Here is a 26,852-nt window from a genome sequence, read left to right as displayed (position 1 = left end):
AGTCCGGCTTTACGCTACGGCGAAGATCGCGTCGAATTCCGCCCGAATAGAGGCTTCATCGGCACCATCATTCCTGCCGAAAGCCGCTTCGACCGCCTTGGCCCTTGCCAGCGATGCACCCGCCAGCGCGGGAACATTGCGAACCACCTGCTGCATCTCGTCCATGACACCATTGCAATGCAGCACGATATCGCATCCGCCCGCAACAATATTTGCTGCGCGCTCGCCAATCGTGCCCTTCAGCGCATTCATCGAGGTATCGTCCGACAGGAGTAGCCCCTGGAAACCGATATAGCCACGGATAATCTCCTCGTTCACCTTGCGCGACGTCGTGGCCGGGTTCTCCGGATCGATATCGGTGAAGACGACATGGCAGGTCATTGCCATCAGCTCATCCTTGAGAGCCACGAAAGGCGCGAAATCGTGCGCCTCCAGCTCCGCGCGCGGAACCGAAACAACAGGCAATTCATGATGCGAATCGGCAAAGCCGCGGCCATGGCCGGGCATATGCTTCATAACGGGCAGCACGCCGCCGGCTTTCAGACCTTCCGCGGCAGCACGCCCCATCTCCGTCACCGTCACCGGATCGGAGCCATAGGCGCGATTACCGATGACGTTGCTCGATCCCTCCACAGGCACGTCCAGCACCGGCAAGCAATCGACATTGATGCCAAACTTCAGCAAATCGAAGGCGTGGAGCCGCGACATCAGCCATGCGGCACGCAGGCCTCGTTCGCGATCCTGGCGATAGATATCGCCGAGTGCCTGCCCCGAGGGATAATGTTGCAGGATCGGCGGACGGATGCGCTGCACCCTGCCGCCTTCCTGATCGATGAAAACCGCTGCGTCACGGCCGACGCTGTCGCGCAGGGACGCAACGAGATCGGCGATCTGCGCCGGCTCGGAAATATTGCGTCCGAACAGGATAAAGCCCCAGGGCTGCTCCCCCTGATAAAAGGATCGCTCTTCGGGGGTTATGGTGTGGCCGCTACAGCCGAGGATCATGGATTTCGATTCGGTCATATCCGAATCATAAGGCTTGCGCCGGGAAATGCGAGTGACGTCAAGCGGAGATGCACAGGAACAGCGCGCTCCAAATAAAAACGGCGAGCCGATGCTCGCCGTTTTCCAAGTTTCGTATCTGATTTTACTTCGAAATCAGGCAGGTGCCGCCGGCGGCGCGATAGCGCGTGCAGATGGCAGCGGCATCATCCTTCGAGCCGGCGACGACGCGGACGCGATAATATGTGCCCTTGCCGGCGATATCGGCCTTGCGAATCTCCAGAGGATGGTTGCCGATGACGCTGGCGAATTTGACCTTGAGGTTTGCCTGCGACTTCTGCGCGTCGGCCTCGGTCGGCAGGGATGCGATCTGCACACCGTAAGCGCCGCCACTTGCAGCGGAGGTGGCAGCCGGAGTTGCAGTCGCCGGGCTAGCAGATGCGACCTGCTTCGGCTGGGCCTTGGGCTGAGCTTGAGCGTGGGCTTCCTGGGCCGGAGCAGCCGTATTCGCCTTGGCGGCAGGCTCCGGACGTGCCGTCGGAACCGGGTTCGTCTTGACGACGCGGATCGGCGTGCTCTCCGCGCTAGCGGCATCCGTATTATCCGACTGAGCTGCCGTCGGGGCATTTGCTGGAGACGGGCGCGAATTGGTGGATGCGACCGGATTGTTTGCCGGCTTGGCGGCTGCAGTCGTCGTATCGGCAACCGGCTCGTCGCGCGGCACCAGTGAACCATCCGCCTTGACGATCATCGTGCGCACCTTGCGCGGCGAGACCGACGGCACCTGTTCGTCGTTGTTGGCGGCGACATTGGTGTTGCCGCCATCCTGGTTCGGCAGCAGGCGTGGATCTTCGGTTTCACCGACCGGCGTCGGCGTGACCTGATCGCCGCTGCCGTCATCCGGAGATACGGCTTCGGGAATCAGCGTCTTCTGGACGACATCGACAGGCTGCTCGTTGGAGGAGACAAGCTCCTTCTGCTTCGGCGCCGCTGTGCTGTCGCCGGCAACGCGGTCGTAGACGGCCTTGTCCTGATTCGGAACGACGGTGCCGCCTGGATTTTCCGGAGCGACCTTTACCGGATCGCTGTCGGCTGCAATCACGCGCGGCTCACCCGAGAAGCTGGAGATCGGCGCTCCGTGGCGGATCCAGCTGTAGGCGCCATAAGCACCGACGCCAAGAACCACGATGACAGCGGCAGTCGTCACCATTCCACGAACGGAGCGAACCGGGCGACGGTTGGCCGCGGGGTTCAGCGTCATCCTGGCGACATTCTCGACAGGCGTCACGGCTTCGCGATAGCTGCGGCGGAAGTCCTCTTCCAGTGCACGCTCGAACTCGTCGAACTCTTCGATCGGCTGCTTTGCGACGGGCACGGCAGGCTGGGCAGCAGCATTCTTCGACCAGGAAGCGGCGGCAGCGGCACCACCAAGTGCGGCGGCAACAGCCGGCTTGATCGGTTCAGGTGCCGCTTCCTTGGCCGGAGTACCGAGCAGGCTCGCCATTTCCGAATCGAGATCGAAATCAAATTCCGACGGCACCGCGATCGGCTCCTCCGGCTCGATTGCCGGCAGATGCGGAACATGGGAACCCTCGAAGGTTTCGACACGCTCCTCCGTCTCGGCGATTTCCGTCGGATCAAACGGCAGTGGCTGATCGGCTTCGAATATCGGCGCGGCCATAGTCGCTGCAGGCGCAGCATTTGCGGCAGACGTTTGGATAGGTTGCACGGGCCGGGGCGCTGCGGCGGCAAATACCGGAGCAGCAGGCGCAGGCGCAACGGGCGTTGCACGGGAAAGGGCCGGCTCCGCCATCGGAGCGGCGGCAGCCGACTGCCGTGCGGCAGAAGACTTATCGGCCTCAGCGAAATCGAGACCAGCAAGTTCCATCTCGATATCGGCCAGATCGAATTCGAAGTCCTGATCGGTGAAGGGATCTTCCGCACCGAAGGTAATTGGCTTTGCCTCTTCGCGCTGTGCTACAGGGGCCGGAGCGACCGGCAGTTCTGCAAGCTCCGAGAAGGAGGCGCTGAAATCTTCGAAAGCTGGCTCTTCCTTAGCAACCGGCGCATCGGTCTTGGATGGAACCGGATAGCGATTCACATCAGCCAGGAGGGCATCGATCTCAGCCGAAAGTGCGGCCGGATCGGCCTTGACCACCTTTGGCGGCTCGGGCGCATGAAAGACGGCCGGAGCCGGCTGGGATATGGCGGGCCGAGCGACTGGCTCCAGAGCGCGCGCAGGCTCCACAGGGCCGAACGCCTCGAAATCGACGGCGTTATCGAACAGCGCTTCGTCGGAAGCGGCCTTCGGTGAGGGAACAGCAGCCGGCGTGAATTGCTCACGCGGGGCAGCCGGGGTTGCCAGCGTAAAGTTGGCAAGCGGCAGCCTTATGGTGGCGGCAGCGGATTGCGGCGTCGGCTTCAGCACCGGAGCAGCCGGTTGCGGCTCGACGGACACGGGCTTTTGCGCCGGCTGCAAAACCGGCGCAATCGACATTTCGAGCTCGTCGATCAGATCGCGAGCACCGATCGTCGGCTTGATGGGAGCCGCCGGCTGCGGCACAGGCTCTTCGAACTTCGGCTCTTCAAACTTGGGCTCAGCCTGTACCGGCTCAGCTGGAAGAGCGGCCTGCTCATGGCTCGGCGGCGACCCCTGCTCCGCCGGAGCCGAAATGTCATTTGCCGGACTCATTCGCGGCGTATCGTACCGCTCGAATTCGCGAAGAAGCTCGTCTTCGAGGTTGAAGGCGGGATCCTGCCGTTGAACCGGAGCACTCTCCTGAGCAGCGGGGCGCGGCTCGAAACCTACGATACGAGCAAGTTCCGCAAGCGGATCATCATCCGCAAAGAACTTGTCGTTTCCGCTTGCGCGATACGCGAACTGTTTTTCTGCCATCACCCGTTCCACTCGAAAACGCTTCAACTGATGCCAGCGTAATGTGGGTAAATGGTGACGTTTATCGCATTTCGTCCGGTGCAGCGGTCCCGGTTATACCAAGACCCGACTTCAAAACCGACGCGACAGCGTACACCAGCCCAAGTCTGGCAATGCTCAATTCTCGGTTCTTATCGTTAACAAAACGTAATTCCGGTAAATCTTTACCTTTATTCCAGTGTCCGTGGAAGGAACTGGCCAAATCGTAAAGATAAAAAGCGATGCGATGCGGCTCTTGAGACTGAGCTGCAGCTTCGATGATTCGCGGGAATTCCGCAATCTTCGCAACCAACTGCAATTCAGTAGGATCAGAGATCGCGCCGACGACAGCTTTCGACAGATCCAGCGAGGCTATATCGAGATCCGGGAAGGCTTCCCTGGCCTGACGGAAGACCGACATGCAGCGGGCATGAGCATACTGCACGTAGAAGACCGGATTGTCCTTCGATTGCTCGGTAACCTTGGCAAAATCGAAGTCCAGTGGCTCGGAATTCTTCCGGTAAAGCATCATGAAGCGCACCGAATCGCGGCCGACCTCATCGACGACTTCGCGCAGGGTGACGAAATCGCCCGAGCGCTTCGACATCTTCACCGGTTCGCCATTTCGATACAGTTTGACGAGCTGGCATAGAAGCACCGTCAGCTTCGCAGCACCATCGGAAATGCCGCGGGCCACCGCCTCCAGCCGCTTGACGTAGCCGCCATGGTCCGCGCCGAGGATGTAGATCATCTCGTTGAAGCCGCGGTCGAACTTATTCTTGAAGTAAGCAACGTCGGCGGCAAAGTAAGTGTAGGAACCATCAGACTTGATCAGCGGGCGGTCGATATCGTCACCCACTTCCGTCGAGCGGAAGAGCGTCTGTTCGCGATCTTCCCAGTCTTCCGGCAACTGCCCCTTCGGCGGCGGCAGCGCGCCCTTGTAGACATAGCCCTTGAACGTAAGATCATTGATCGCGGTGCGGATCAGTGCCGCACCATTGGCATGCAGGGTGCGCTCGGAGAAGAATACGTCGTGATGGACGTTCAGCGCCTCCAGGTCTTCCCTGATCATCGCCATCATAGCGTCGATGGCGCGGTCCTTGACGATCGGAAGCCACTGCTCTTCCGGCATGCCGCGTAGCTTGGTGCCGAATTCCTTGGCGAGCGCTTCACCGACCGGAACGAGATAATCACCGGGATAAAGGCCCGGGGGTATCTCGCCGACCTGCTCGCCCAGCGCCTCGCGATAGCGAATAAAGACGGAGCGTGCGAGCACGTCGATCTGCGAGCCGGCATCGTTGATGTAATATTCCTTTGTGACCTCATAGCCGGAGAAGGCCAGCAGGTTTGCCAGCGCATCGCCGACGACGGCGCCGCGGCAGTGGCCGACATGCATCGGCCCGGTCGGGTTGGCCGAAACATATTCGACATTGACCGTCTGCCCCTCGCCGAGCTTGGAACGGCCGAACTTTTCGCCTTCCGCGATCATCGTGGACAGCAGCCGCTGCCAATAGCCGACCGAAAGACGGAGATTGATGAAGCCGGGGCCGGCCACCGAAACCTCGGCGACATCAGCATCTTCCTTCAGCTTGGCGACGATGATTTCGGCAAGCGCACGCGGATTCGTGCCGAGCGGCTTGGACAGAACCATGGCCGCATTGGTGGCGACATCGCCGTGAGTGGCATCGCGCGGCGGCTCTACGCCGATACGTCCGAAGTCGAGCTCAGATCGCTTTTCCCGCACAATATCAATTTGTTCGAGAGCGTTCTTAATTCTTAGTTCGAAGTCGGTGAAAAGGTTCATCATATCGTCCACGCATTAGCTTCGCGAGCCGCTATCGGCCCGACGCCGCCGCTGCCTACCGCAAATCGGGAGTCTGGTCAAACAGGCGCTTGTGGGCGCTGATGGCGTAGGTGTCCGTCATGCCGGCGAGGTAGTCGCCGACATGCCTTGCCTTGGGGGCGATCGCCAAACCGGCAATATGATCGACCCAATAATGGCTTTGCATCTCCCTGGGATTTTCCATATAGGCGTGGAAAAGGTCCGTGACGATCTGCGCCGCGCCGGCACGGATGCGCATGATGTCGGGATGACGGTAGATGCGCTTGAACAGCATCTGTTTGATCAGCTTGTCGGTTTCGGCCATCTCCGGCGAGAAGGTCGCGATGATCCGCCCGGCAGCCCGAATGTCGGCCACATTGCGGGGCTTGATTTCAGCGAGCGCCTGCTGCGAAACGGCGATCACATCCTCCACCATGCGGGTGATCTGCCGGCGCATGATTTCGTTCGTGAAGCGGCTCGCCTCCAGATGCGGATAACGTGCCCTCACCTCGGTCATCAGCTTGGCAAGAAACGGCACCTCCTCCAGCATGTCGAAGGTCAAATAGCCTGAGCGCAAGCCGTCATCGATGTCGTGCGTATTGTAGGCGATGTCATCCGCGATCGCGGCGACCTGCGCTTCAAGGCTTGCATAGGAGGCGATTTCGAGATCGTGGATCTCGCAATAATCGAGGATCGGCCGCGGCACCGGACCGCGAATGCCCTTGCCGTCAGGCGTCATCAACGGTCCATTGTGCTTGACTAGGCCCTCAAGCGTTTCCCAGGTGAGGTTGAGCCCGTCAAAATCAGCATAACGGCGCTCGAGCTTGGTGACGATGCGCAGGGATTGGGCGTTGTGATCGAAGCCGCCATAGGGCAGCAGCACCTCATGCAGTGCATCCTCGCCCGTATGGCCGAAAGGCGTGTGGCCGAAATCGTGGACAAGCGCCACACCCTCCGCCAGATCCTCATCCAGCTTCAGGGCTCGCGCCAGGGCGCGGGCGATCTGCGCCACCTCGATCGTATGCGTCAGCCGAGTGCGGTAGTGGTCGCCATCCTGAGCGATGAAGACCTGCGTCTTATGCTTCAACCGCCGGAAGGCGGTCGCATGGACGATCCGGTCGCGGTCGCGCTGGAATTCGGAACGTGTCGGGCTCGATCCTTCTTCGTAGAGCCGTCCGCGCGATTCCCAGGGATTCGTTGCATAGGCTGCCTTTTCCCCGTACCCGAAACCCAGTGCATGCGTATCAATCGTCATTATCAATCCATTTCCGGCATTTGGCTCCCGCACCGCCATCAGCGCGACAGTCGTTTCCCTGCAATCGGTCCCTGCCCGTGCCCGGCGATGTGAGCATATGTCCGCTCTTCCTACATCCCGGCCCATTGACGCCGCTTCGCGGCCTTCATACCTATAGACAAGAAAACAGCAAAATGGCGTCTGGCTCAACCAGGAAACCATAGCTGTCGCCGGCCTGACTTTCATGTTAAAGGCTACGAATATCAGCCGTTTGAAAGTTCGACGGCTTAATGGTTCTCTCCGGATCTTGACCCCGGCAGGAGGAAGATATGACTGAGACAAGTGTTACCCTATCGGATGCCGCGGCCAAGCGAATCGCTGCTATCGTCGACGCGGATGCCGGAAAGCGCGCTCTTCGCGTCGCTGTCGAAGGCGGCGGCTGTTCGGGTTTTTCTTATAAATTCGATCTCGTCGAAGGCCCCGAAGCTGACGACATCATTGTCGAAAAGAACAATGCGACCGTCCTGATCGATCAGCTGTCGCTGGTCTATATGGCAGGCTCGGAGATCGATTTCGTCGACAATCTTCTCGGCCAATCCTTTCAGATCAAGAATCCGAATGCGGTCGCAAGTTGCGGCTGCGGCACAAGTTTTGCCATCTGATCCTCACTCAGCTTTTCCACAGTTTGATTACCGGCCAGGAGCCTTCGCTTCGGGCCGGCTTTCATATGGGCTGTAGTCAAGCCGACCGGCTGCGGATACAACAGGGCGAAGCAAAGGAATGAGCCGCCCATGAAAATCGCCACCTGGAACATCAATGGCGTCAAAGCGCGTATCGAGAACCTCTGCCAGTGGCTGAAGGACTCGAACCCGGACATCGTCTGCCTGCAGGAGATCAAGACCGTCGATGAAGGCTTTCCGCGGCTGGAGATCGAAGCGCTTGGCTATCACGTCGAAACGCATGGGCAAAAGGGCTTCAACGGCGTTGCGATTCTCTCGAAAACCAAGCCGGATGAGGTGACGCGCGGCTTGCCAGGTGACGACAGCGACGAACAGGCCCGCTTTATCGAGGCGGTCTTCTCCGTCGAAGGGCACGGCGCCTTGCGGATCTGCTGCCTCTATTTGCCGAACGGCAATCCGATCGATACGGAAAAATACCCCTACAAGCTCGCCTGGATGGAGCGCCTGCGCAAATTCGCCCTGGAGCGCCTGGCCCTTGAAGAGCCCCTGATACTCGCTGGAGACTACAACGTCATCCCCGAGCCGCATGATTGTTTCGACCCCAAGGTCTGGGAGAGCGATGCACTCTTCCTGCCGCAGACGCGTCAGGCTTTCCGCCAGCTCGAACATCTCGGCTTTACCGATGCCGTACGTGCGACGACGGACGCGATCAAGCTTTACTCATTCTGGGATTACCAGGCCGGCGCCTGGCCAAAAAACAACGGTATCCGCATCGACCACCTGATGCTGTCACCAGAGGCAGCCGATCGCCTCACCGGAACGGCAATCGAGAAGCATGTGCGCGCCTGGGAAAAACCTTCCGACCACGTCCCCGTTGTCGCTCACCTGGATTTCAGCAGTTAAGCTTCAATCCCGATCGGGAAAAGTTACCCGTCTTTTCCGGAGGGAAGCCCGATGTAATGCCAATCAATCGGGGCCTGCGACATCGAGCTGGTGAGCCATGGAAACGGCCACGCGGCGGTCGTTCTCATTGGCGATGGAGAAGGCCTGCTCCTGCATGTCTTCCATCCAGCTACAGTCCTTCGGCTTGCACTTGTCGAGTGCCGCCGTCATGAAGGCCAGACCGCGAATGGATTGCCCCTCCTGGAACAGGAGATTGCCAAAAACGGCCATGGCGCCCGGATGGCCGCTCTTGCGCGCCTGGTTCAGCCATTTCTTGGCCTGCTGAACGTTGGTGGCGCCGCCCTCGCCTGATAGCATCATCTGCGCCAGCTGGAACTGCGCCTCCGGCACGCCGAAGGTGGATGCCACCTGGAAATAAAGCTGGCGGGACTGATTAAGGTCGATCTTTACGGGGCTATTGGGAATGCCGCTTTTGTAGTAGCTCGCAAGCGCCAGCAGCGCGTTGATGAAGAAACCGGTGTCTTCCGAACCTGGCTCCACGCCCTGCTGGGCGATCTCGCTATAAATCTTGAAAGCTTCGAAATCGTTCTGCGTCACGCCATCGCCATCGGCATACATGTTGGCCAGAGCCCAGCGGGAGCCGGTATGACCCTTTTCGGCGGCGTACCGATAGGCTTCGACCGCCTCTTCCTTCTGCCCGTTCTTATAGGCCTTGAAGCCGAATTTGAAGAGATCGAACGGACCCGATTCCTTGGTGACGCCGGCATTGATGTCGAATGCTTTGGCTTGCCCTGCCAGCACCACCGCAGTGGCAAGAGACAGGCTGAGCATCATAACTCTCGCTGATATGAACTCGGACTTAAACATAACAGTCGATTTCTTTCGCTCCATTCGGACCTGTTACGGCGCTTGCACAAACGCCGTCAGTTTCACGAATGTTTTCCCTGATGGCGCACGAGACTGGATCGCCCTTCGAGAGGGCGGCTCCTGTGGCGTCCAACCGATGCTGTTTGCCACATTTGCGAGCATAGCTTGCAATTATGTCCAAACCAGCATTTGTCCGGTCGCGATCACGTCCCGCCGCTAAAGCAGCGTCCGCAATCGTCTTCCGATAATGGAAATCAAAGATCGTCCGGTTGACGATTTCCCTTGGCAGACAACGATTTTTCCCCCGCGTCGGAAGCATCATGGCTCCGATCCCCGATTTTTGCTTATGCCAAAGTGGAAGTTCACCCATCAACCGCTTACGCACTTTCTATAAGGCTTGCCCCTATGCCTGCGTAATCGCTGCTCCCCATTTGTGGCGGGAAATGGACAAATTGTAATCTCATCACGTGGCTGCAATGTCTTGAAATAGAGTGTTGCTAATTCGTCACAAAAATTTTATCGGACTTGAGATTTCTTTAACCATAAATCAGGCAGAAGACCCGGTTTACGCTCCACTTTTCCCGATCCAATAAAAAACGTCGCGAAACCCGTGAGAGCTCGCGACGTCGATAATAAAGTGAAGGAACTGTCGTTAGGCTCCTTCAATTCAGCGGCTTGTCATCAGAAGCTGACTTTCACCGATGTCTGAAGAGCGGCGACCAAGTCATTGCCGAAGCTGTAGGTCGCATCGTTGCCATAGACGACACCGCCACGCGTGACCGGTCCGGACTTGCCTGATGTCATGAGGCCGAGAGCGCCGCCGAAATTGAACTGAACATGCTCGGTCGGCTTGTAGGCCACACCTGCGCCGAGGGTCCATGTATCGGAATTCATGCCATAGCCGTCGCTCGCGCCGCGATCCCAGGTCAGACTGACGGCACCGCTCCACTTGTCGTTGAACTTGTGCCCGACACCGCCTGTGATCGTCCAGCCATCCTTGTACAGCAAGTCAAGCGAGGTGAGCTCGGTGGGGCCATTGGCCCTGCAGGATATGCTGCGCGTGGAGCTCGGGCACAGCGCGATGCTTTGCAGGACGCTCCAGTTCGTCCATTTGACTGAGCCGAAGGCGAGCCAGTCCGGCGCGATGCCAGTCTGTACCTTCCACTCGAGGGAGTCGGGAGCATCGGCCGAGCCGAAAACAGAGGTTACCTTGCCACCAAAGCCTGGGACGACAGGCGGCGGTACTTCGGTCAGGTCGACGCTACCCTTCAGATTGTCGTATTTGACCCGGCTATTGTAGACGAGGCTTGTGCGGAAGGCATATTCCGGAATTTCGTAGGCGATACCGGCGCGCCAGCCCCAGCCGTGACCGTCGATGTCAAGCGAACCCATGCCGTTGTAAATGGCAGAAATCGGGGCCGGAGTGGCGTAGACGAGGCGCGACTTGTAGCCGCTGACTTCCTGATAGAAACCGCCGCCGATCAGACGCAGCTGACCCGGCCCCGCATCGAACTTGTACGAGCAGGTGGCCGAATAGTTGTTCGTGCGAACCTTGACTTCGGTTTCGTTATTGGCGCCAGCCCAATTTGCACCCTCGTTGAGGTGCCCGCCGAAAGGCTGCGAATAGTCGGCCATGCAGTCGAGATCATCGGTGATGCCGATCTTGAAGGCGGCATAAGGAATGGCGTAATTTTCCGCCGCATCCGTCGAACGGTTACGGTTATTGAGATTGCCGTCGGCCGGATTGATGTCCTTGGCATTCTTCAGTTTACGGTCGGGCATGACGTAAGTAACGCCTGACTCGAATGCATAACGGCCTTTATCGAAAAGCAAATCAATATCATAGCCGCCACGATCAAGGCCGCCCGCGAAGGCAGCACTGGCGAAAGACGAGCTAATAACGAGTGTAAGTGCGCTCCTCAGCGCAACAGAAAATGCCATTGTATCTCCCCCACATGTGCATTCAGTGGCTTGATTGTTGCGATGATCGCGTGAATTGGCAATGTGGCGCATAAGAGCACAGGTCATGTAAGAGAGTGATTGATTTACGTAAGAAAGCGAACCCCGCCTCTGAAAATCTATCAGTGTAGGTAATTTTTTCTTTCGAAATAGCATTTTCGGCCCCTGATAGATTCTCATTCTTCACCGCAACAATTCTGTTACAATATGACAACAGTTTTGCTTTTCGAGCGCGTCCAACAGCTTCAGGGGTAGTCTGTTTCGCCTGTGCGAAACTGGCGGCGATGTGGTGGCACATATCCAGTCAAACGCATCGAATCGATGGGGATAAACAAAAAGGCATGCGGCGAATACCGCATGCCCTCCAATTTGTATTTACTAAATGCGAAGCGCGATCTCCGGGCTTCGACGCCTCAGCCGGCTTCACTCACCCGGGCCAGCGCCACCTTGAGGCTCGCCTGTTGCCCCTCGAGCTCGCCGAGGCGCTCGCGCTCGGCGGCGACGACGTCCGGATTGGCATTGGCAACGAACTTCTCGTTCGAAAGCTTACCGGCGATGCGGGCGATCTCCTGATCGTTCTTGGCAATTGCCTTTTCAAGACGCGCCTTCTCGGCCGAGAGATCGATAAGGCTGCCAAGCGGCAAGCAGACCGTCGCCTCGCCGACGACGATCTGAGCGGCGCCCTTGGGCGCGGTATCTGCCAGTGAAACCGATTCCACGCGCGCCAGCCGCTTGATGGCGGCGTCATGACGGAACAGGCGCTCGCGCGTCAGGCTATTGGCATCGACAACGACCAGCGGTGCCGTTGCAGCCGGCGGCACGTTCATTTCCGAGCGAACAGAACGAATGCCGGAGACCAGATCGATCAGCCAATTGATTTCATCGGCGGCGACGTTATCGGCATAGGACGGTGCCGGCCAATCCGCATGGCAAATCAGGCCCTCACGCTCCTGCCCCTCGCCTGCCGTGTGCGCCCAGAGCTCCTCGGTCATGAAGGGCATGAACGGATGCAGAAGCTTGTAGGTCTCTTCGAGAACATAGGCTGCGCAAGATTGGGCTTCCGCCTTGGCACCCTCGTCCTCACCGCTGAAGATCGGCTTCAAAAGCTCGAGATACCAATCGCAGAACTGGTTCCATATGAAGCGATAGAGCGCGCCTGCCGCATCATTGAAGCGGAAGCTTTCCAGCGCCTCGGTCACGTCACGCTCTGCGCGCGCCAACTCCGTCAGGATCCAGCGGTTGACGGTGAGCTCGGCAGCTTCCGGCACGAAATGCGGATCGCTCTTGGCGCCGTTCATTTCGGCAAAGCGCGTCGCGTTCCAAAGCTTGGTGCCGAAATTGCGGTAGCCGGCGATGCGGGCAGGATCGAGCTTCACGTCGCGACCCTGCGCGGCCATGATCGCCAGAGTGAAACGCAACGAATCGGCACCGTACTGATCGATCAGCTCAAGAGGATCGATGACGTTGCCCTTGGACTTCGACATCTTCTGCCCGTTCTTGTCGCGCACCAGGGCGTGGACATAGACCGTGTTGAACGGCTCGACAGGCTCACCACCCTCGTCCTTCATGAAGTGAAGGCTCATCATCATCATGCGGGCAACCCAGAAGAAGATGATATCGAAGCCGGTGACGAGGACGTTCGTGGGATAGTAGCGTGCCAGTTCCGGCGTCTCATCCGGCCAGCCGAGCGTCGAGAAAGGCCAAAGCGCCGACGAGAACCAGGTGTCAAGCACGTCTTCGTCGCGCGTCAGGATTTCGCCCGGCTTGAAGTTCTCCAACAGGTCCTCGACATAGGCCTTCATCGGCCCTTCATGCGACAGATAATGCTGGATCGCGGCCTGCAGTGCCTCTTCCTCGGTCTTTTCGACGAAGACCTGGCCATCGGGACCGTACCAGGCCGGAATCTGATGGCCCCACCACAGCTGACGGGAAACGCACCATGGCTGGATGTTTTCCATCCAGTCGTAATAGGTCTTGTCCCAGCTTTTCGGAACGAGCTTCGTACGCCCTTCGCGGACCGAGGCGATCGCCGGTTCGGCGAGCGTCTTGGCGTCGACATACCACTGTTCCGTCAGGCGCGGCTCGATCGGCACGCCGCCACGGTCGCCATGCGGAACCATGTGCTTGTGTGGCTCGATCTTGTCCAGCAGGCCCGATTCTTCGAAAATGCGGACGATGATCTTGCGCGCCTCGAAGCGGTCCTTGCCTTCCAGCTCGTCCCAGGCCCCGTGCAGGGCTGCAGGGTTGTCGAGACCTTCAAGGAAATCCTCGTTGTCCTTGATGGTGATGGTCGCTTCCGGCGTCAGAATGTTGACAACGCGTAGGCCGCGGCGCTTGCCGACGTCGAAGTCGTTGAAATCATGTGCAGGCGTCATCTTGACCGCGCCAGTTCCCGCCGTCGGATCCGGATATTCGTCGGCAACGATCGGGATGCGGCGACCGACGATCGGCAGGATAACATGCTTGCCGACGAGCGGCTTATAGCGTTCGTCTTCCGGATTAACGGCAACGCCGGTATCGCCGAGCATGGTTTCCGGACGCGTGGTGGCGACGACGAGATAATCGCGCGTTTCCCACTCCGTCGGTTTGCCCTCTTCGTCGAAGGCGATCGGATGCTGATAGGTGACGCCGGGTTCCAGCGGATAACGCAGGTACCAGAGATTGCCGTTGACCTCGTGCTGCTCGACTTCGATGTCCGAAATTGCGGTCAGCATCTTCGGATCCCAGTTGACCAGCCGCTTGTCGCGATAGATCAGACCTTCCTTGTAGAGTGTGACGAAGACTTCGAGAACCGCCTTTGACAGACCCTCGTCCATTGTGAAGCGCTCGCGCGACCAGTCGCAGGAAGCGCCGAGGCGCTTCAGCTGGTTGAAGATCAACCCGCCGGACTCGTCCTTCCACTCCCAGACCTTCTGGATGAAGGCTTCGCGTCCCATCTTGTGGCGATCCGGCTGCTGGCGTTCGGCAAGACGGCGTTCGACGACCATCTGCGTGGCGATGCCGGCATGGTCCATGCCCGGCTGCCAGAGAACGTCCTTGCCGCGCATACGCTCGAACCGCACCATGATGTCCTGCAGCGTGTTGTTCAGCGCATGGCCCATGTGCAGCGAACCGGTCACGTTCGGCGGCGGTATGACGATCGTGAAGGTTTCCGCGCCCGGTTTGGCGTTCGCGCCGGCGCGAAAGGCGTCGGCCTCATCCCATTTTTGGGCGATCTTCGGTTCGACGGTGGCGGAATCATATGTTTTGTCGAGCATTTTAGGACCGGATCTAGAGGACTGGGTGATGCGGGTTGTAAATAGGATGGCTGTGGGCAAGTCAATAAAAAAGCCGCCCCGGAGCCCGGAGCGGCGGATCGGCTACCCGAAGCTCAGGCCTGTCAGCGGCGCGAACCGCGAGCCACCCTTTCGATTTCCTCACGCACGAGGCGCTCCACAAGGGTCGGCAAGTTATCGTCGAGCCATTCCTGCAGCATGGGGCGCAGCATCTCCTGGGCAAGCTCGTCAAGGGAGCGACGCGGACCGCCGTCAACGATGGCGGCCAATTCCTCGAACGAGCGGGAAACCTGTGCGCCGGCGGCTTCCGACAGCAGTGGAGACACAGACACGGCCTGGGCCGACGGCAGGGGTGCTTCCACTTCCATGGCAACGGCTGGTTCCGGCGCCTCAAAAATAGGTGCCTCGACGGGTGCTGCGACCTGAGGCGCCATAGCGGCAGCCATCGGCTTCTGCTCTTCCATCTCGGGTTCAACCTCGGCCACCCGCAAAACAGGCTGAGCAACCGGTGCGGCAACATCTCCAATGGCCTGTCTCAGAGGGACATCGGCGATCGGCTCGACGTGTACCTCGGCGAGGCGTGCGGCTATGGCTGGCGGCAGCTCACGCGGCTGCGGCTCCCGCCCGGCATTCAGCAAGGCGGCGGTATTGCGTTCGGAGGCAGCGCGCACGCGCGCGGCAACATCGGCCAGCGACAGACCGCGGCCGGCACCTTCCGGCTCGACAGCGGGCGCCTGCGAATTTGCCGCAACGAAACGCGGATCCTGCTCGGCAGCGCGTGCGCGATCGGCGGCGGCGAATTCTTCATCCACAGTCAATTGAATGTCGTCGTCACGCATGCCGGAAGCGGCAAAATGCGTCATGGGGGTCGGCTTGGCACCTACGGGTTCATTGCTTTCGATGATCCTGCGGATCGACGCCAGAATTTCTTCCATGGACGGTTCACGCACTACATTTGGCTGAGCCATATTCATCCCCGTTTTCCCATATTCGACGACCGGAAACTCGCACCATAAACTCGCCAGGCGGCACCCGAATCAGGGCCACCCTAGATGACTGTCTTCGGGAACAAAATCACCTGAAAAGCACTAAACCCGGTGATGCACAGTTTTGTTACGATCACGACGAATCGCTCTGCTAAGCGTGATTCTGCCACAGGGCGCGACAATAAAAAACAGGCACCCGAAGGTGCCTGTCGCAAGCTCAATCATCGGACCTTTACGAAATCAGAAGACGAATTCCTTGGCCTTGGCAAAGCCCGGCAGCGGCTTGATCGAGGCGTTGAAGAAGACGTTTTCCGAAAATGCACCGCGTTCGCGCATGAAAACGGTGGCGCGCGCGGCATGGCCATAGCCGATAACGGTGATAAGGCGGCCATCTTCGCCGAGCTGGTCGAGCAGGCCCTGCGGCAATTGTTCGATCGAACCGTTGAGGAAAATCACATCATAGGGTGCATCGGCGGCATGACCCTTTTCAAGGTCACCGCCAACGACGGTCACATTGTCGTAGCCAAGCGCGGCAAGATTAGCCTTCGCCTGAGCCGCGAGCTCCTCGTTGGATTCAAGCGCGATAACCTTGCCGGCGAGAAGCGACAAGACGGCGGACACGTAACCCGTGCCGCAGCCGACATCGAGAACCTTGTCATCCTTGGTGATGGCGCCGAGCTGCAGCAGCTTTGCTAGCGGCGAGGCTTCCATCAGGAAACGGCCAGGAGCGACCTCGATATCGCAATCGACATAGGCCAGGAGCTTCGACTTCTCCGGTACGAAATTTTCGCGCGGCACGGCGAAAAATGCATTCAACACGGAATGGGAGGTGACATCCGTCGTCCGGATCTGGTTCTCGACCATCTTCACGCGCGCTGCTTCGAAATCCATCTTATCCTCTTGCGCCCTTGGTGCCAGAACGAGCTGGCTCTACTTTCTGTTACGCGTGTCTTAATCGCCTGACGCCGCGCTTTCAAGGCATTGCGGCAACAGCCGCAGAGATTCATGGCGAGGCGTCGCCGACGAACAACAATTGATATCCGCAAATACAAGTCAGCTACAAGTCAGCGCCCTGCATCCGGGATATGCGACATCTTGCGGATCCGCCATGCTCCGGACCGGGACGTCTGTTAGCAAAATGTTAACTTCGCGCGACCACGCTTCGATGCGTTGGACCCGTGTGGTGACCAATCGACCTTCCGGCCCGAAGCCATTCGGCCCAGATATTAAATTTGAATAGAAGGTGGCTGCGGATGCCTGTTTCTCTCGTTCTTTTCGTCGTAACGTCGCTGCCGCTGGTGGTTTTTCTGGCCGCGAGTCTTTCCTCGATGATGTAGGTTTTCCGAATGAGGCTTTCGCTCTTCGCCGCAGCGCTTCTCCTTCTCCTGCCCCAAGTCGCGTTGAGCGAGGAAACATCAAGCGAGGATGAGGCGAAAGACACAGCCCCGATCATCGGACATGTCGTTACCGGAAAGCAGCTCGATGAATGGTGCGAGGAGGACCGAACGCTCGCTTCGGTCTATATTCAGGGCATTCTCGATGAGGCCCAGCGAACGAAGAACCTGACGATCCGGGCCACGAAGCAAACTCCAAAAAACTCGTCGCGCTACGAGCGCTACCTTCAACAGTTCGTGGGCGCTTTCTGTCTGCCGCCCGAGCTCAGCAACACAAAGGCAACGACGATAGCCTGCAAATGGATGGCAGAGCACTCCTGGCAACTGGAGCGGCCCGCCAGTTCTCTGATCGCACGCGCCTATAAATTCGCCTTTCCATGCCTTGAGGAATAGGCCCGCCAGCAAGGCCCGATGTTCCATGCTGCAACGCCGCTGCGGACATGTCTCAGAATTTCGAGCACCGATCCAGATGACGGCCCTGTCCGCCAATATTGCGCACCGAATGCACAGCGGAGACGCTCTTGCGAGATAGGATTGCCATCAAGTGGAGAACACCGCGTGCGATGCACGAAGGCGCAGTCTCGCATCTCCGTTGACAAATACTAAGTCCATCTTATAATTAGCATGCTGAATTTGATTGACCTCTAGTCCAGCAAAAGGCGGCCCAGTTTTTTCCCTAGACTGGACCGCTTTTGCTTTTGATGGATCGCGAATTCAGCGGCACCGTCAGGCTGGCGGCTTCGTCATAACCTGCAATCCAAGTTCATCCCACCGTAAGGAAACTGCAGTTCCCAGCCGCTGGAGTTAATGCTCCGGCCGCGATCTCTCGTGATCACGGCGTAGCGATCCTTTGCTCGAGGCTTTGATTAGCTGGATGGAACGGCCGAAATCATATTAGGCGGTGAATGCGAGGAAAGCTCAGGGGCAACGATTGCCAAAGCTGAAAACACAAAATGAAATCAGATACTTATAAATCAGTTTTGAAAGAGATGGAGGCCTCGCCCGGAATCGAACCGGGGTGCAAGGATTTGCAGTCCTCTGCGTAACCACTCCGCCACGAGGCCATCCGAAAGCAATTTGCGTTGTGGTGGCGCGGATTTAGAATGATCCAAAGAAAACCGCAAGAGGGTTCATTCCGAATCCTGTCCTTTTTTCATTTCGAAAAGATATTTGCTCATGCGGGCGAGCAAAATGCCGCCCCCCTAGGCCTTAACGAGCGGCTCGGTTTCAGGCCCACGGGACACGCCCGATATAGACAATCAGACGCGCCTACCCGATCCTTCATTGGCATCGGCAAAGACCGACTGCAACATGAGACGCAGCTGCCGACAACGGGCGAACCCGGATGCTCCGCCAATCGCGCCGAATTATCGCGAACCAACCGGGTCTCAGGAGCAAAAGAACATTGCCAACTCGGGGAATCGCCACCCGTCCGGAGGCGCGGTCGATGCCAGCCCATTCAGGTAGGTTATAGGGACCGAAGGTAGATGCTAGAATTAGTACTACCGGTTTGTACGCCACCCACAGACCGGACAGTGCCGCGTCCGACGAGACTACGCCCCCAGTAATGTCGTCGGACGCACCACAGCCAAACAGCAGCGATCGCAACGGGGCGGAAGCCGGACAAGTTGCCCTCTTCTCCGCTACAGAATGATACTCAGTTTTCCCGCCCGACAACTGTTTCACACTCACAGTTCAGTAAAGTGTCTCGAGATCGCGACGCACACGGACGGCAAACGGCTGAGCTCGATTGCCGTTAACATCATACTTCAGCCGTCTCTACCCTCACTCGCCCCATCGCCCGCCGTCGACTCTAACGCGTGGCGGCGTAAACGCTTTACGTTTCGTGGGCAGGGCCTATTCAACTGTGATCCGACAGCGTTGTGACCGACGAAGCTCCGCGAATTGCGTCATTTTTGCAACAACGCTGATTTTCAAGTAGGGCACATATAGTTCCATACCCTTAGTATCTTGCCAAATCACCGAAGCAGGTTCAGGAAATAGTTCGCGAGGCTTATTACTTCGCACCTACTGATAGGGAACATGAACGGGATGGGGTTGGGCACGTCGTCTTTCGGCGCGATATCTCATGCCCAATCAAGAAAGATTGGAGTTATTATGAACATCAAGAGCCTTCTTCTCGGCTCCGCTGCTGCGCTTGCAGCAGTATCCGGTGCTCACGCGGCTGATGCGATCGTAGCAGCTGAGCCGGAGCCGCTGGAATACGTCCGCATCTGCGACGCATACGGTGCTGGCTACTTCTTCATCCCGGGCACCGAAACCTGCCTCAAGATCGGCGGTAAGGTACGTACCGAAGGTGAGTGGTACAACGCTTACAACCGTGACAGCCATCAGGGCACGCTGTGGCATACCCGCGCCGAACTGAACGTTGATACCGCAACCGACACCGAATACGGTCCGCTGAAGACCGAAACCATCGTTCGCTGGGACTGGAACGATGGCGGCTCCACCTCCACCAACCTGCTGTGGTCTTATATCAGCCTCGGCGGCTTTACGGTTGGTAAGAAGGACTCGCAGTACAATCTGTACATTGGTTATGCCGGCGACGTCATCAACGACGACGTGATCTATGACGGTCCGTACGAACTGAACCAGCTGACCTATGAATATGACGGCGGCAACGGCTTCTCGGCCGTGATCTCGCTCGAAGATTCCAACTCCGCCACAACCGGTTCGGCATCTTACGGCGCAAGCTGGTGGACGGATGACAGGCAGAACCACTACGCTCCTGACGTCGTTGCCGGTGCTGGGTTCAAGTCCGGTGCATGGGGCTTCAAGGTCGTCGGCGGTTACGACTCGATCGTCGAAGAAGGCGCCATCAAGGCTCGCGTCGATGCTGACTTCGGCGCATTCACGGCCTTCTTGATGGGCGGCTGGAACACGGACGGCGACAAGCTCAACAAGTATGCTGGCACCAACCAAGACGTCTCCGCTTGCACGGCACCGAACGGTACCGTCAACGCATCGAAGTGCGGCTGGGGTGACTGGGCTGTCTGGGGCGGCGTCGGCGTTCCGGTCAACGATAAGCTGAAGTGGAACCTGCAGCTTGCTTACAGCGACTCGAAGATCTTCGAAGCAACCACGAACCTGAAGTTCAACCCGGTCAAGAACCTCCTGGTCGAGCCAGAACTGACTTACGTTCATTATGACTATGCCCACGACGACACCGTTTCGGGCATCCTGCGCTTCGAACGCAACTTCTAACCTGATCAGACTTGACCTCCGATCAGAGAAGGAAGGGGGCCGGCTTTCCCTGCCGGCCTCCTTTTTTATGCAACATCCGCAATCAGCCGCTCCTCCTGCGATCAATACGCGTGTCACAGGGATCTCCAGTCAACGAAAAGGGGAACCTAGTCGATGCCCTGGCGTTTAGCGATGAAAGGGACATGGCTGACTACAGGAGTTGGAAACTTGAGACACCACTTTGCTTCACTCGCCTTGAGCGTGACACTGGCTATAGGCTCCGCGCTACCCGCCGCCCTGCCCGCGATGGCCGCGCCGCCGAGCAGTCCATCCATATCGCGCGCGTCGGATCTTATCCTTGTGCAAGAGCAAGGATCGCGCCGATGGGGCGATGACGACCGTCCCCGCTGGCGTGATCGCGATCGCCGTCACTGGCATGGTGACCGCGGCTGGGATCGCCGCCGCCATTGGGATGACAGATGGCGGGACGACCGTCGCTATCATCATCGCCGCCATGGCGGCGTGATATTCGAGATTCGGCCTTAGTGCGGCCTGTTGCCTTATCGGAATGATACCTGCCAAGCTCACGCCGGACACAAGGTAGGCAGCGGATCACTTCGAGGAATAACACAAACAATAAGGCCGCCACCGGAACTCCGGCGGCGGCCTTATTGTTTTAAGAGGAACCTGCGCCGGTTCCAAGCGTCTTCCGATCAGCGGCAGACGCGCACATGGCGGATAACCCAGCGTCCATGAACCTTGCGCTTTACCTTCTTCACATGGCAGTGATGATGATGGTGCTGATGGTAATGACGATGATGCATCGGAGCGGCCTCGGACGGCACGCTGAAGGCAAAGACCGACGCCACAGCTACTGCAGAAGCAAGAATCAGATTTTTCATGTCGAACCTCTAAAGCATTGGGGGACTATGCTGCGCGGATCGCGCATTATGTTCATGTGCCGCATCGCATTAACGGCACATGAACATGCCGTCACATTCGTGAGAGCAACCATACCTTGAACTAATTTTTTCAGAAATACCACATATATCCAACCGAGAGCCGCCTCCGCGCGCTCTCGAAAAGCACGGATGCATCATCTTGGCACAATCTCATTAGCCCGCTACCATTCGCCATCCCGTGCGAAGAAGAGTGCAGCGCAAGATATTGTTATTGCATCGCAAAAATCGTGAATGAGGCATGCGCTCGATTTTCAGTCGTCCACCGAACGAAGGGGCAACAGGCGCCGAATACGTTTGTCACGAAGATAGAGACCACCCCATGCCATGATGCCGAGCAATAAACTGATAAGTTGTGGTGGAGAACCGATTTCTCCGAGACGCAAATGGGTGCAAATGGCGCCGCCGAAGAACCCGGTCGTGAGGATCGCTCCAAGAACCGCGGTGCGCGGAATTGCGTAAACAACAACACTGATGAGGATGATCAAACCCACCACCGTGCCTAGATTGGTGGGAAAGCCCGTCTCCGCCATCTGCGGGCCAATCAATGACGGCATAAAGAGATCGACAGCGGCATCGGCCGCCAATGCAAGAATAACAATCGCGCTCAGAATCCAGCCCAGCGCCACCCCACCACGAAAGCTCGTATTCTCAGCCATTTTATCCCCAATCCGCCGAATCTGGCCGATATCCCTGAATTGCCCGCCGGCATTGGTGCCTGGCTGACAAGCGGCGGCAATCTGGCATGAGTGGGAAAGACAGGTCAACGAGGATGCGGTGATCGAACCGAACGAGCCTCTGCGGAAATCACTACCGCGAGGCAGGTGCAATAAAACTGCAAAAATGCGCTGCTATAAGCTCGGCCGCGTTCATCAGCCTTAAGAACCGCAGAAGCGGAACTAGACTCAACCGGGCGCTCTAGCGCCGTTATCTACTTCAGTTCTGTGGAAAAAAGTGGCTCCCCGGGCCGGATTCGAACCGGCGACCTGTCGATTAACAGTCGAATGCTCTACCGCTGAGCTACCAGGGAATGCGCTTGGCGCGGTGTGAGCGGGGTAATACAAATGCTTTCCCGATTTGCCAAGCGGTTTTTTCAAAAAAAATGAATTCTCTTGCATTATTTCCTCGCGCCACCATTTCCTGTGGATGACCGATCAAAGTGAAACGACCGCAAATGCCGATCGGAATGGCCGGAAAACCCGCCGTTTTGGCATTGATCCCGCGACCCGCGAGCTGGTTTTCGGCTCTGTGAGAATCCCCCTGCCCCGATCGCGCCTTGCCCGCGTCGGCGTGGGGATAGCGCTGATTTTCGGCGGACTGCTCGGCTTCCTGCCGGTGCTCGGCTTCTGGATGCTGCCACTGGGCTTCATCGTGCTCTCGCACGACATGCCGATGGTTCGCCGCTGGCGCCGCCGCTTCGCCGTATGGTGGACACGAAAACGCCGCCCGGCAAACTAAAGCGCGGCACACTCCTGCTATCCCGCGCGAACTGGACGAGCAGGATTGCCGACAACAGTCGCACCGGCTGCAACATCCCTGGTGACGACCGCGCCGGCGCCGATGATCCCGCCATCGCCCACCGTGATGCCGCCGACCAAGATCGCTCCACCGCCGATCCATACGCTTCTGCCTATCGTTACCGGCCGTGCGACCTCCATGCCCGCTCCGCGCAGTTCGGCATCCTTGTGATGTTCGGCACAATAGATATGGACCCCCGGCCCCAGCATGCTGCCGTCGCCGATGCGGACGCTGGCGCTGTCGAGGATGGTGCAGCCGGCATTCATGTAGACTCGGCGGCCGAGCGAAATATTGATGCCATAGGAGCAATGAAACGGCGCCTCGATGAAAACGCTCTCGCCGATCTCGGCAAAAAGCGCAGACAAAGCCGGCGCAAGATTGTCGCGCTGGGCGGGCGGCATTGTATTATGTGCATGCACAGCCTCGCGTGCCTGCCAGCGCAAGGCATCGAGTTCCGGATCGAAGCAACAGTACCACTCCCCCGCCGCCATTTTCTGCCGCTCGCTGAGACCCATATTCTCATTCCTCCAATGCCTTCCGAACGTCCCGGCGGCGATCTTGCAACACCGCCCGGGGCACAGGCAAGGAAGACCATCGCGCCTTCTTGATCGAACCGCAATCTATGAGTGAACGTGCGCAGCCTACACCCTTTGATTAGCAAAACCTCAAATGCACGATCCTGAAGTGAACGCTGCTCCACAGAGCCGCTGCCCTTATGAAAAAGCCCGTCAATGCGGGATTCTTGCCCACAACAAACTGTCACACAGCTTGTCTATAACCCGCGCTACCGCGGACTTGCGCAAGACCACCGGTTCCGAGCTTTCAAAAGGAAATAGGGATATGTCGAAACTTAAAAATTACATTTCTGCCGCCGCTGCGGGCGTCATGAGCGTCGCCCTGGCGATGCCGGCTGCCGCAGCTCCGGTCAAGTTCGATTTCTGGTTCGGTCTGTCGGGCGACCTTCAACGCGTCGTTGAGACGCTCTGCAAGAATTTCAACGATTCCCAGAAGGATTATGAAGTTTCCTGCGTCAGCCAGGGCAGCTACGACGCCGCTCTGCAGAACACCATTGCCGCCTTCCGCGCGAACAAGCAGCCGACGATCGTTCAGGTCTACGACGTCGGCACCGCGACCATGATGCTTTCGGGCGCCTACTATCCGGTCAACAAACTGATGGCTGAAAACGGCTACAAGGTAGACTGGAACAACTATTTCCCGGGTATCGCCCGCTACTACGCCACCTCGAAGGGCGAGCTGCTCTCCTTCCCCTTCAACTCTTCCACCGCCCTGCTCTACTGGAACAAGGATGCCTTCGCGAAGATCGGCAAGACCGCCGCGCCGAAGACCTGGGAAGAAGCTGCAGAAGACATGAAGGCGCTTAAGGGTGCCGGCTATGAATGCCCGATGGCCATCAACATTTCCGGCAACGAAAGCTGGCAGCTGATGGAACAATTCTCGGCCATCCACGATCAGCCGATCGCCACGAAGAACAATGGCTATGACGGCCTCGACGCGCGTCTTACCGTCAATAAGACGAAGTTCGTTAAGTATGTGACGGACCTCAAGAGCTGGTACGACCAGGGCCTCATCAAGATCAAGTCCAAGGATCTCGGTCAGGACATGGTTCAGGCCTTCGCCGCCGGCGATTGCCAGATGATCATGACCTCAGTCGGCGACCATGGTACGGTCGGCAAGACTCATAAGGCCGACATGAACTGGGATGTTGCCGAGCTTCCGGTCTACGCAGGCACCGAGCGCAAGAACTCGCTCGTCGGCGGCGCTTCGCTCTGGGTTCTCTCCGGCAAATCGGCTGACGAATATAAGGGCGCTGCCGCGTTCCTGAACTTCATCGCCAAGCCCGAAACCGCTCTCTTCTGGTCGACCAATACCGGCTACATCCCGGTTACGAAGTCCGGCTTCGAATTCATGAAGTCCTCCGGCTTCTACGACAAGGCTCCCTTCAAGGGCCGCGAAGTCGCTATCGCCAGCTTGACCGCTTCCGAGCCGACCGCGATCACCCGCGGCATCCGCCTCGGCAGCTTCACGCAGATTCGCGCTGAGTTCGGCAACCAGATGCAAGCCATCTTCGCCAACAAGGTCAGCGTCCAGGAAGGTATCGACAACCTCGTCAAGAACGGCGACGCCGTTCTTGAGCGCTTCGAAGCCACCTACAAGGGCAAGCAGCTGCCATAAGCGGCAAAGCTCGTAACAGAACGGCGTCCGCCGGGGTTTCCCGGCGGACGTTCGTTATGAAGGCAAGCGTGGCATCGAGATCTCAAGCCGGTAGAGACAATGGAAAAGCGAGTAACTTTCAACAAATGGAGCGTCGGCATCCTGTTCGCAGTGCCGCAGTTGCTACTTATCTTCACCTTTTTCTATTGGCCGGCGGGTCAGGCGGTCTTCTGGTCCTTGACGCTGCAGCAGCCCTGGGGTGGCGGCAATATCTGGGTCGGCCTCGATAATTTCAAATCCATTCTCGCCAGCTCCGATTACTGGAACTCGGTCACGATCAGCATCATCTTCGCTGCCATCAGCACAAGTATTTCCATGGCAGGCGGGCTGATCCTCGCTGCGCTGACCGATCGGCAGCTGCGCGGCTCGAAAATCTATCGCGTAGTCCTGATCTGGCCTTACGGTATTGCTGCCCCCGCATCGGCGATGGCCTTCCGGTTCATTCTGGCGCCGGAAGCAGGACTCATGGCCGTGGTCAATCAGTGGTGGCCGGGAATATGGGACCCGGGTCTTGACGGCAACGCCGCCATGGCCTGCGTCATCGCCGCCTTCTCGTGGAAATATATCGGCTACAGCTTCATCTTCTTCCTCGCCGCTTTCCAGGCCATTCCACGCGCGCTCATCGAGGCGTCCGCCATGGACGGCTCCGGCGTGCTCCGCCGCTTCTGGGACATCCAGTTCCCATTGATCACGCCGACGATCTTCTTCCTGCTCGTCATCAACATCACCGAAAGCTTCCAGGATTCATTCGGCATCGTCGACATCATGACATCGGGCGGCCCGCACAACTCGACCAACCTCATGGTCTACAAGATCTATTCGGACGGCTTCAAAGGCCTCGATTTTTCCGGTGCGGCGGCGCAGAGCATCATTCTCATGCTGCTGATCGTCCTGCTTACCATCTTCCAGTTCCGCTTCATCGAGAAGCGCGTGCATTATCGTTGAGGCTGACATGGTCGAGCGCACCCCCATCCTTAATTTCTTCACCCACCTGATCCTGCTGCTTGGATTCATCGTCGCTGTAGGCCCGCTGGCCATCGTCGCCATTGCCGCGTCGCATAACATCACCGACGTCAACAAAGTGCCGATGTCGCTGATCCCCGGCTCGGATTTCTGGGTCAACATGCAGACGGCATGGACGACCGCCGGTCTCGGTCCCAAGCTGCTGAACAGCCTGATCTTCGCCACCGGTGTTGCGGTGGGCAAAGTGCTCATTTCGGCGATAACGGCCTTTTCCCTGGTCTATTTCCGCTATCCGGGCCGCCATTTCATTTTCTGGCTCATCTTCATAACGCTCATGCTGCCGCTTGAAGTGCGTATCGTGCCGACCTATGCGGTCGCAGCGAACGTCATGTCGCCCTTCCAGGGAATTCTCGACATCACCGGCATCACCTGGCTCATCGCAAAGCTTACGGGTATCGAAGTCTCGCTGAACCTCGGGCTACTCAACTCCTCGATCGGCCTTATCCTGCCGTTGGTCGCGACGGCGACTGGCACCTTTCTTTACCGCCAATTCTTCCTGACGATACCGGACGAGTTGGCTGAAGCCGCGCGAATGGACGGCGCGGGGGCATTGCGCTTCTTCGTCGACATCCTGCTGCCGCTGTCGCGCACCAATATGGCCGCGCTCGGCACCATCATGTTCCTCTGGGCCTGGAACCAGTATCTGTGGCCGTTGTTGGTAACCACCGATCCCGCCCACGTAACGGCTGTTCACGAGCTTAAGTCACTCATCCCGAACTTTGGCGGCCTTCCGGAGTGGCATATCGCAATGGCTGGCACGCTGATCATTATGATTCCACCGCTTGCCGTCGTCGTGCTGATGCAGCGTTGGGTCGTTCGCGGCATGATCGCTACGGAAAAGTGATATTCTACCCGCCGCGTCGCATTGCTCGGCGCGGGG

General features: G+C 58.3%; 22 protein-coding genes and 2 tRNA genes. 9 read left to right on the top strand and 15 right to left on the bottom strand.

All coding sequences use genetic code 11. The features are described from left to right. Window positions 1-9: 9 nt before the first annotated feature. From nagZ to FHX05_RS00525, 4 genes are all read right to left on the bottom strand, one after another. On the bottom strand, window positions 10-1,023 hold the full coding sequence (gene nagZ, locus FHX05_RS00540; RefSeq protein WP_183870376.1) for a beta-N-acetylhexosaminidase: 1,014 nt from the start codon (window positions 1,021-1,023) through the stop codon (window positions 10-12). Between the two features lie 124 nt (window positions 1,024-1,147). Beyond that, window positions 1,148-3,898, bottom strand: coding sequence for an SPOR domain-containing protein (locus tag FHX05_RS00535; RefSeq protein ID WP_183870375.1), 2,751 nt, complete (start codon window positions 3,896-3,898; stop codon window positions 1,148-1,150). A 61-nt stretch (window positions 3,899-3,959) separates the two neighbouring features. Beyond that, window positions 3,960-5,720 carry an arginine--tRNA ligase gene (gene argS, locus FHX05_RS00530; protein ID WP_112610335.1) on the bottom strand — a complete coding sequence of 587 codons (1,761 nt, stop codon included), beginning with the start codon at window positions 5,718-5,720 and terminating at the stop codon, window positions 3,960-3,962. Between the two features lie 55 nt (window positions 5,721-5,775). Next, window positions 5,776-6,993 (bottom strand): deoxyguanosinetriphosphate triphosphohydrolase, encoded by a 1,218-nt coding sequence (locus FHX05_RS00525; RefSeq protein WP_183870374.1) that lies wholly within the window; start codon window positions 6,991-6,993, stop codon window positions 5,776-5,778. Between the two features lie 308 nt (window positions 6,994-7,301). Between FHX05_RS00525 and erpA the strand changes: the two genes are divergently transcribed. Continuing rightward, window positions 7,302-7,634, top strand: a complete 333-nt coding sequence (gene erpA, locus FHX05_RS00520) for an iron-sulfur cluster insertion protein ErpA (protein ID WP_112610137.1) — start codon at window positions 7,302-7,304, stop codon at window positions 7,632-7,634. Between the two features lie 129 nt (window positions 7,635-7,763). Beyond that, entirely contained in the window at window positions 7,764-8,555 is a 792-nt protein-coding gene (gene xth / locus FHX05_RS00515) for an exodeoxyribonuclease III (protein WP_112610135.1), read from the top strand. Between the two features lie 63 nt (window positions 8,556-8,618). Here the strand turns inward: xth and exoR are convergent, their stop codons facing one another. From exoR to FHX05_RS00485, 6 genes are all read right to left on the bottom strand, one after another. Next, complete coding sequence (gene exoR / locus FHX05_RS00510; RefSeq protein WP_112338273.1) at window positions 8,619-9,422, bottom strand: exopolysaccharide production regulator ExoR; 804 nt, start codon at window positions 9,420-9,422, stop codon at window positions 8,619-8,621. Beyond that, entirely contained in the window at window positions 9,415-9,792 is a 378-nt protein-coding gene (locus tag FHX05_RS00505) for a hypothetical protein (protein WP_210294784.1), read from the bottom strand. Before FHX05_RS00505 ends, exoR begins: the two co-directional genes overlap by 8 nt. 311 nt (window positions 9,793-10,103) lie before the next feature. Continuing rightward, complete coding sequence (locus FHX05_RS00500; protein WP_183870372.1) at window positions 10,104-11,363, bottom strand: OmpP1/FadL family transporter; 1,260 nt, start codon at window positions 11,361-11,363, stop codon at window positions 10,104-10,106. Window positions 11,364-11,794: 431 nt separating this feature from the next. Then, window positions 11,795-14,638, bottom strand: coding sequence for a valine--tRNA ligase (locus FHX05_RS00495; RefSeq protein WP_183870371.1), 2,844 nt, complete (start codon window positions 14,636-14,638; stop codon window positions 11,795-11,797). Between the two features lie 122 nt (window positions 14,639-14,760). Further along, window positions 14,761-15,624 carry a DUF2497 domain-containing protein gene (locus FHX05_RS00490; RefSeq protein WP_183870370.1) on the bottom strand — a complete coding sequence of 288 codons (864 nt, stop codon included), beginning with the start codon at window positions 15,622-15,624 and terminating at the stop codon, window positions 14,761-14,763. Window positions 15,625-15,882: 258 nt separating this feature from the next. After that, window positions 15,883-16,533, bottom strand: a complete 651-nt coding sequence (locus FHX05_RS00485; protein WP_112610129.1) for a protein-L-isoaspartate O-methyltransferase — start codon at window positions 16,531-16,533, stop codon at window positions 15,883-15,885. A 455-nt stretch (window positions 16,534-16,988) separates the two neighbouring features. Between FHX05_RS00485 and FHX05_RS00480 the strand changes: the two genes are divergently transcribed. Further along, window positions 16,989-17,429 (top strand): Rap1a/Tai family immunity protein, encoded by a 441-nt coding sequence (locus tag FHX05_RS00480; protein ID WP_112338269.1) that lies wholly within the window; start codon window positions 16,989-16,991, stop codon window positions 17,427-17,429. 597 nt (window positions 17,430-18,026) lie between these two features. Here FHX05_RS00480 and FHX05_RS00475 read toward each other — a convergent pair. Beyond that, a tRNA-Cys gene (locus tag FHX05_RS00475) sits at window positions 18,027-18,100 on the bottom strand. A 1,054-nt stretch (window positions 18,101-19,154) separates the two neighbouring features. Between FHX05_RS00475 and FHX05_RS00470 the strand changes: the two genes are divergently transcribed. Together FHX05_RS00470 and FHX05_RS00465 are read left to right on the top strand one after the other, a co-directional pair. Further along, entirely contained in the window at window positions 19,155-20,261 is a 1,107-nt protein-coding gene (locus tag FHX05_RS00470; RefSeq protein WP_015339672.1) for a porin, read from the top strand. A 337-nt stretch (window positions 20,262-20,598) separates the two neighbouring features. Next, on the top strand, window positions 20,599-20,766 hold the full coding sequence (locus tag FHX05_RS00465) for a hypothetical protein (RefSeq protein WP_183870369.1): 168 nt from the start codon (window positions 20,599-20,601) through the stop codon (window positions 20,764-20,766). A gap of 187 nt (window positions 20,767-20,953) precedes the next feature. On the opposite strand, the gene FHX05_RS00460 is transcribed toward FHX05_RS00465, so the two are convergent. The 3 genes from FHX05_RS00460 to FHX05_RS00450 form a co-directional block, all read right to left on the bottom strand. After that, window positions 20,954-21,142, bottom strand: coding sequence for a hypothetical protein (locus FHX05_RS00460; protein ID WP_081598371.1), 189 nt, complete (start codon window positions 21,140-21,142; stop codon window positions 20,954-20,956). Between the two features lie 311 nt (window positions 21,143-21,453). Continuing rightward, the gene (locus FHX05_RS00455) at window positions 21,454-21,858 is read right to left on the bottom strand and encodes a DoxX family protein (RefSeq protein WP_183870368.1); all 405 of its coding nucleotides are present in this window, start codon (window positions 21,856-21,858) and stop codon (window positions 21,454-21,456) included. Window positions 21,859-22,154: 296 nt separating this feature from the next. Continuing rightward, a tRNA-Asn gene (locus tag FHX05_RS00450) sits at window positions 22,155-22,229 on the bottom strand. A gap of 116 nt (window positions 22,230-22,345) precedes the next feature. Between FHX05_RS00450 and FHX05_RS00445 the strand changes: the two genes are divergently transcribed. Continuing rightward, window positions 22,346-22,657: a hypothetical protein gene (locus FHX05_RS00445; RefSeq protein WP_015339668.1), complete on the top strand. Its 312-nt coding sequence runs from the start codon at window positions 22,346-22,348 to the stop codon at window positions 22,655-22,657. Window positions 22,658-22,674: 17 nt separating this feature from the next. Here FHX05_RS00445 and FHX05_RS00440 read toward each other — a convergent pair whose 3' ends face one another. After that, entirely contained in the window at window positions 22,675-23,232 is a 558-nt protein-coding gene (locus FHX05_RS00440) for a sugar O-acetyltransferase (protein ID WP_183870367.1), read from the bottom strand. Between the two features lie 325 nt (window positions 23,233-23,557). Here FHX05_RS00440 and FHX05_RS00435 point away from each other — a divergent pair, with 325 nt between their 5' ends. From FHX05_RS00435 to FHX05_RS00425, 3 genes are all read left to right on the top strand, one after another. Beyond that, on the top strand, window positions 23,558-24,910 hold the full coding sequence (locus FHX05_RS00435; RefSeq protein ID WP_112337419.1) for an extracellular solute-binding protein: 1,353 nt from the start codon (window positions 23,558-23,560) through the stop codon (window positions 24,908-24,910). 99 nt (window positions 24,911-25,009) lie between these two features. After that, a complete protein-coding gene (locus tag FHX05_RS00430; RefSeq protein ID WP_112337420.1) occupies window positions 25,010-25,894 on the top strand; it encodes a sugar ABC transporter permease in 885 nt (294 codons plus the stop codon). Window positions 25,895-25,901: 7 nt separating this feature from the next. After that, entirely contained in the window at window positions 25,902-26,816 is a 915-nt protein-coding gene (locus FHX05_RS00425) for an ABC transporter permease subunit (RefSeq protein ID WP_183870366.1), read from the top strand. Window positions 26,817-26,852 lie beyond the last annotated feature (36 nt).

This window comes from Rhizobium sp. BK491, assembly GCF_014194925.1.
In the GTDB taxonomy this organism is placed as follows: Bacteria; Pseudomonadota; Alphaproteobacteria; order Rhizobiales; family Rhizobiaceae; genus Rhizobium.
Note: the sequence above shows the minus strand (reverse complement) of the source record. Positions and strands in the feature narration are given on the sequence as shown.

Excerpts from the sequence above, each read along its gene's own strand:
- nagZ (WP_183870376.1), bottom strand. The coding sequence starts at position 1,023 with ATGACCGAATCGAAATCCATGATCCTCGGCTGTAGCGGCCACACCATA.
- FHX05_RS00535 (WP_183870375.1), bottom strand. The coding sequence starts at position 3,898 with ATGGCAGAAAAACAGTTCGCGTATCGCGCAAGCGGAAACGACAAGTTC.
- argS (WP_112610335.1), bottom strand. The coding sequence starts at position 5,720 with ATGAACCTTTTCACCGACTTCGAACTAAGAATTAAGAACGCTCTCGAA.
- FHX05_RS00525 (WP_183870374.1), bottom strand. The coding sequence starts at position 6,993 with ATGACGATTGATACGCATGCACTGGGTTTCGGGTACGGGGAAAAGGCA.
- erpA (WP_112610137.1), top strand. The coding sequence starts at position 7,302 with ATGACTGAGACAAGTGTTACCCTATCGGATGCCGCGGCCAAGCGAATC.
- xth (WP_112610135.1), top strand. The coding sequence starts at position 7,764 with ATGAAAATCGCCACCTGGAACATCAATGGCGTCAAAGCGCGTATCGAG.
- exoR (WP_112338273.1), bottom strand. The coding sequence starts at position 9,422 with ATGTTTAAGTCCGAGTTCATATCAGCGAGAGTTATGATGCTCAGCCTG.
- FHX05_RS00505 (WP_210294784.1), bottom strand. The coding sequence starts at position 9,792 with ATGGGTGAACTTCCACTTTGGCATAAGCAAAAATCGGGGATCGGAGCC.
- FHX05_RS00500 (WP_183870372.1), bottom strand. The coding sequence starts at position 11,363 with ATGGCATTTTCTGTTGCGCTGAGGAGCGCACTTACACTCGTTATTAGC.
- FHX05_RS00495 (WP_183870371.1), bottom strand. The coding sequence starts at position 14,638 with ATGCTCGACAAAACATATGATTCCGCCACCGTCGAACCGAAGATCGCC.
- FHX05_RS00490 (WP_183870370.1), bottom strand. The coding sequence starts at position 15,624 with ATGGCTCAGCCAAATGTAGTGCGTGAACCGTCCATGGAAGAAATTCTG.
- FHX05_RS00485 (WP_112610129.1), bottom strand. The coding sequence starts at position 16,533 with ATGGATTTCGAAGCAGCGCGCGTGAAGATGGTCGAGAACCAGATCCGG.
- FHX05_RS00480 (WP_112338269.1), top strand. The coding sequence starts at position 16,989 with ATGAGGCTTTCGCTCTTCGCCGCAGCGCTTCTCCTTCTCCTGCCCCAA.
- FHX05_RS00470 (WP_015339672.1), top strand. The coding sequence starts at position 19,155 with ATGAACATCAAGAGCCTTCTTCTCGGCTCCGCTGCTGCGCTTGCAGCA.
- FHX05_RS00460 (WP_081598371.1), bottom strand. The coding sequence starts at position 21,142 with ATGAAAAATCTGATTCTTGCTTCTGCAGTAGCTGTGGCGTCGGTCTTT.
- FHX05_RS00455 (WP_183870368.1), bottom strand. The coding sequence starts at position 21,858 with ATGGCTGAGAATACGAGCTTTCGTGGTGGGGTGGCGCTGGGCTGGATT.
- FHX05_RS00445 (WP_015339668.1), top strand. The coding sequence starts at position 22,346 with ATGACCGATCAAAGTGAAACGACCGCAAATGCCGATCGGAATGGCCGG.
- FHX05_RS00440 (WP_183870367.1), bottom strand. The coding sequence starts at position 23,232 with ATGGGTCTCAGCGAGCGGCAGAAAATGGCGGCGGGGGAGTGGTACTGT.
- FHX05_RS00435 (WP_112337419.1), top strand. The coding sequence starts at position 23,558 with ATGTCGAAACTTAAAAATTACATTTCTGCCGCCGCTGCGGGCGTCATG.
- FHX05_RS00430 (WP_112337420.1), top strand. The coding sequence starts at position 25,010 with ATGGAAAAGCGAGTAACTTTCAACAAATGGAGCGTCGGCATCCTGTTC.
- FHX05_RS00425 (WP_183870366.1), top strand. The coding sequence starts at position 25,902 with ATGGTCGAGCGCACCCCCATCCTTAATTTCTTCACCCACCTGATCCTG.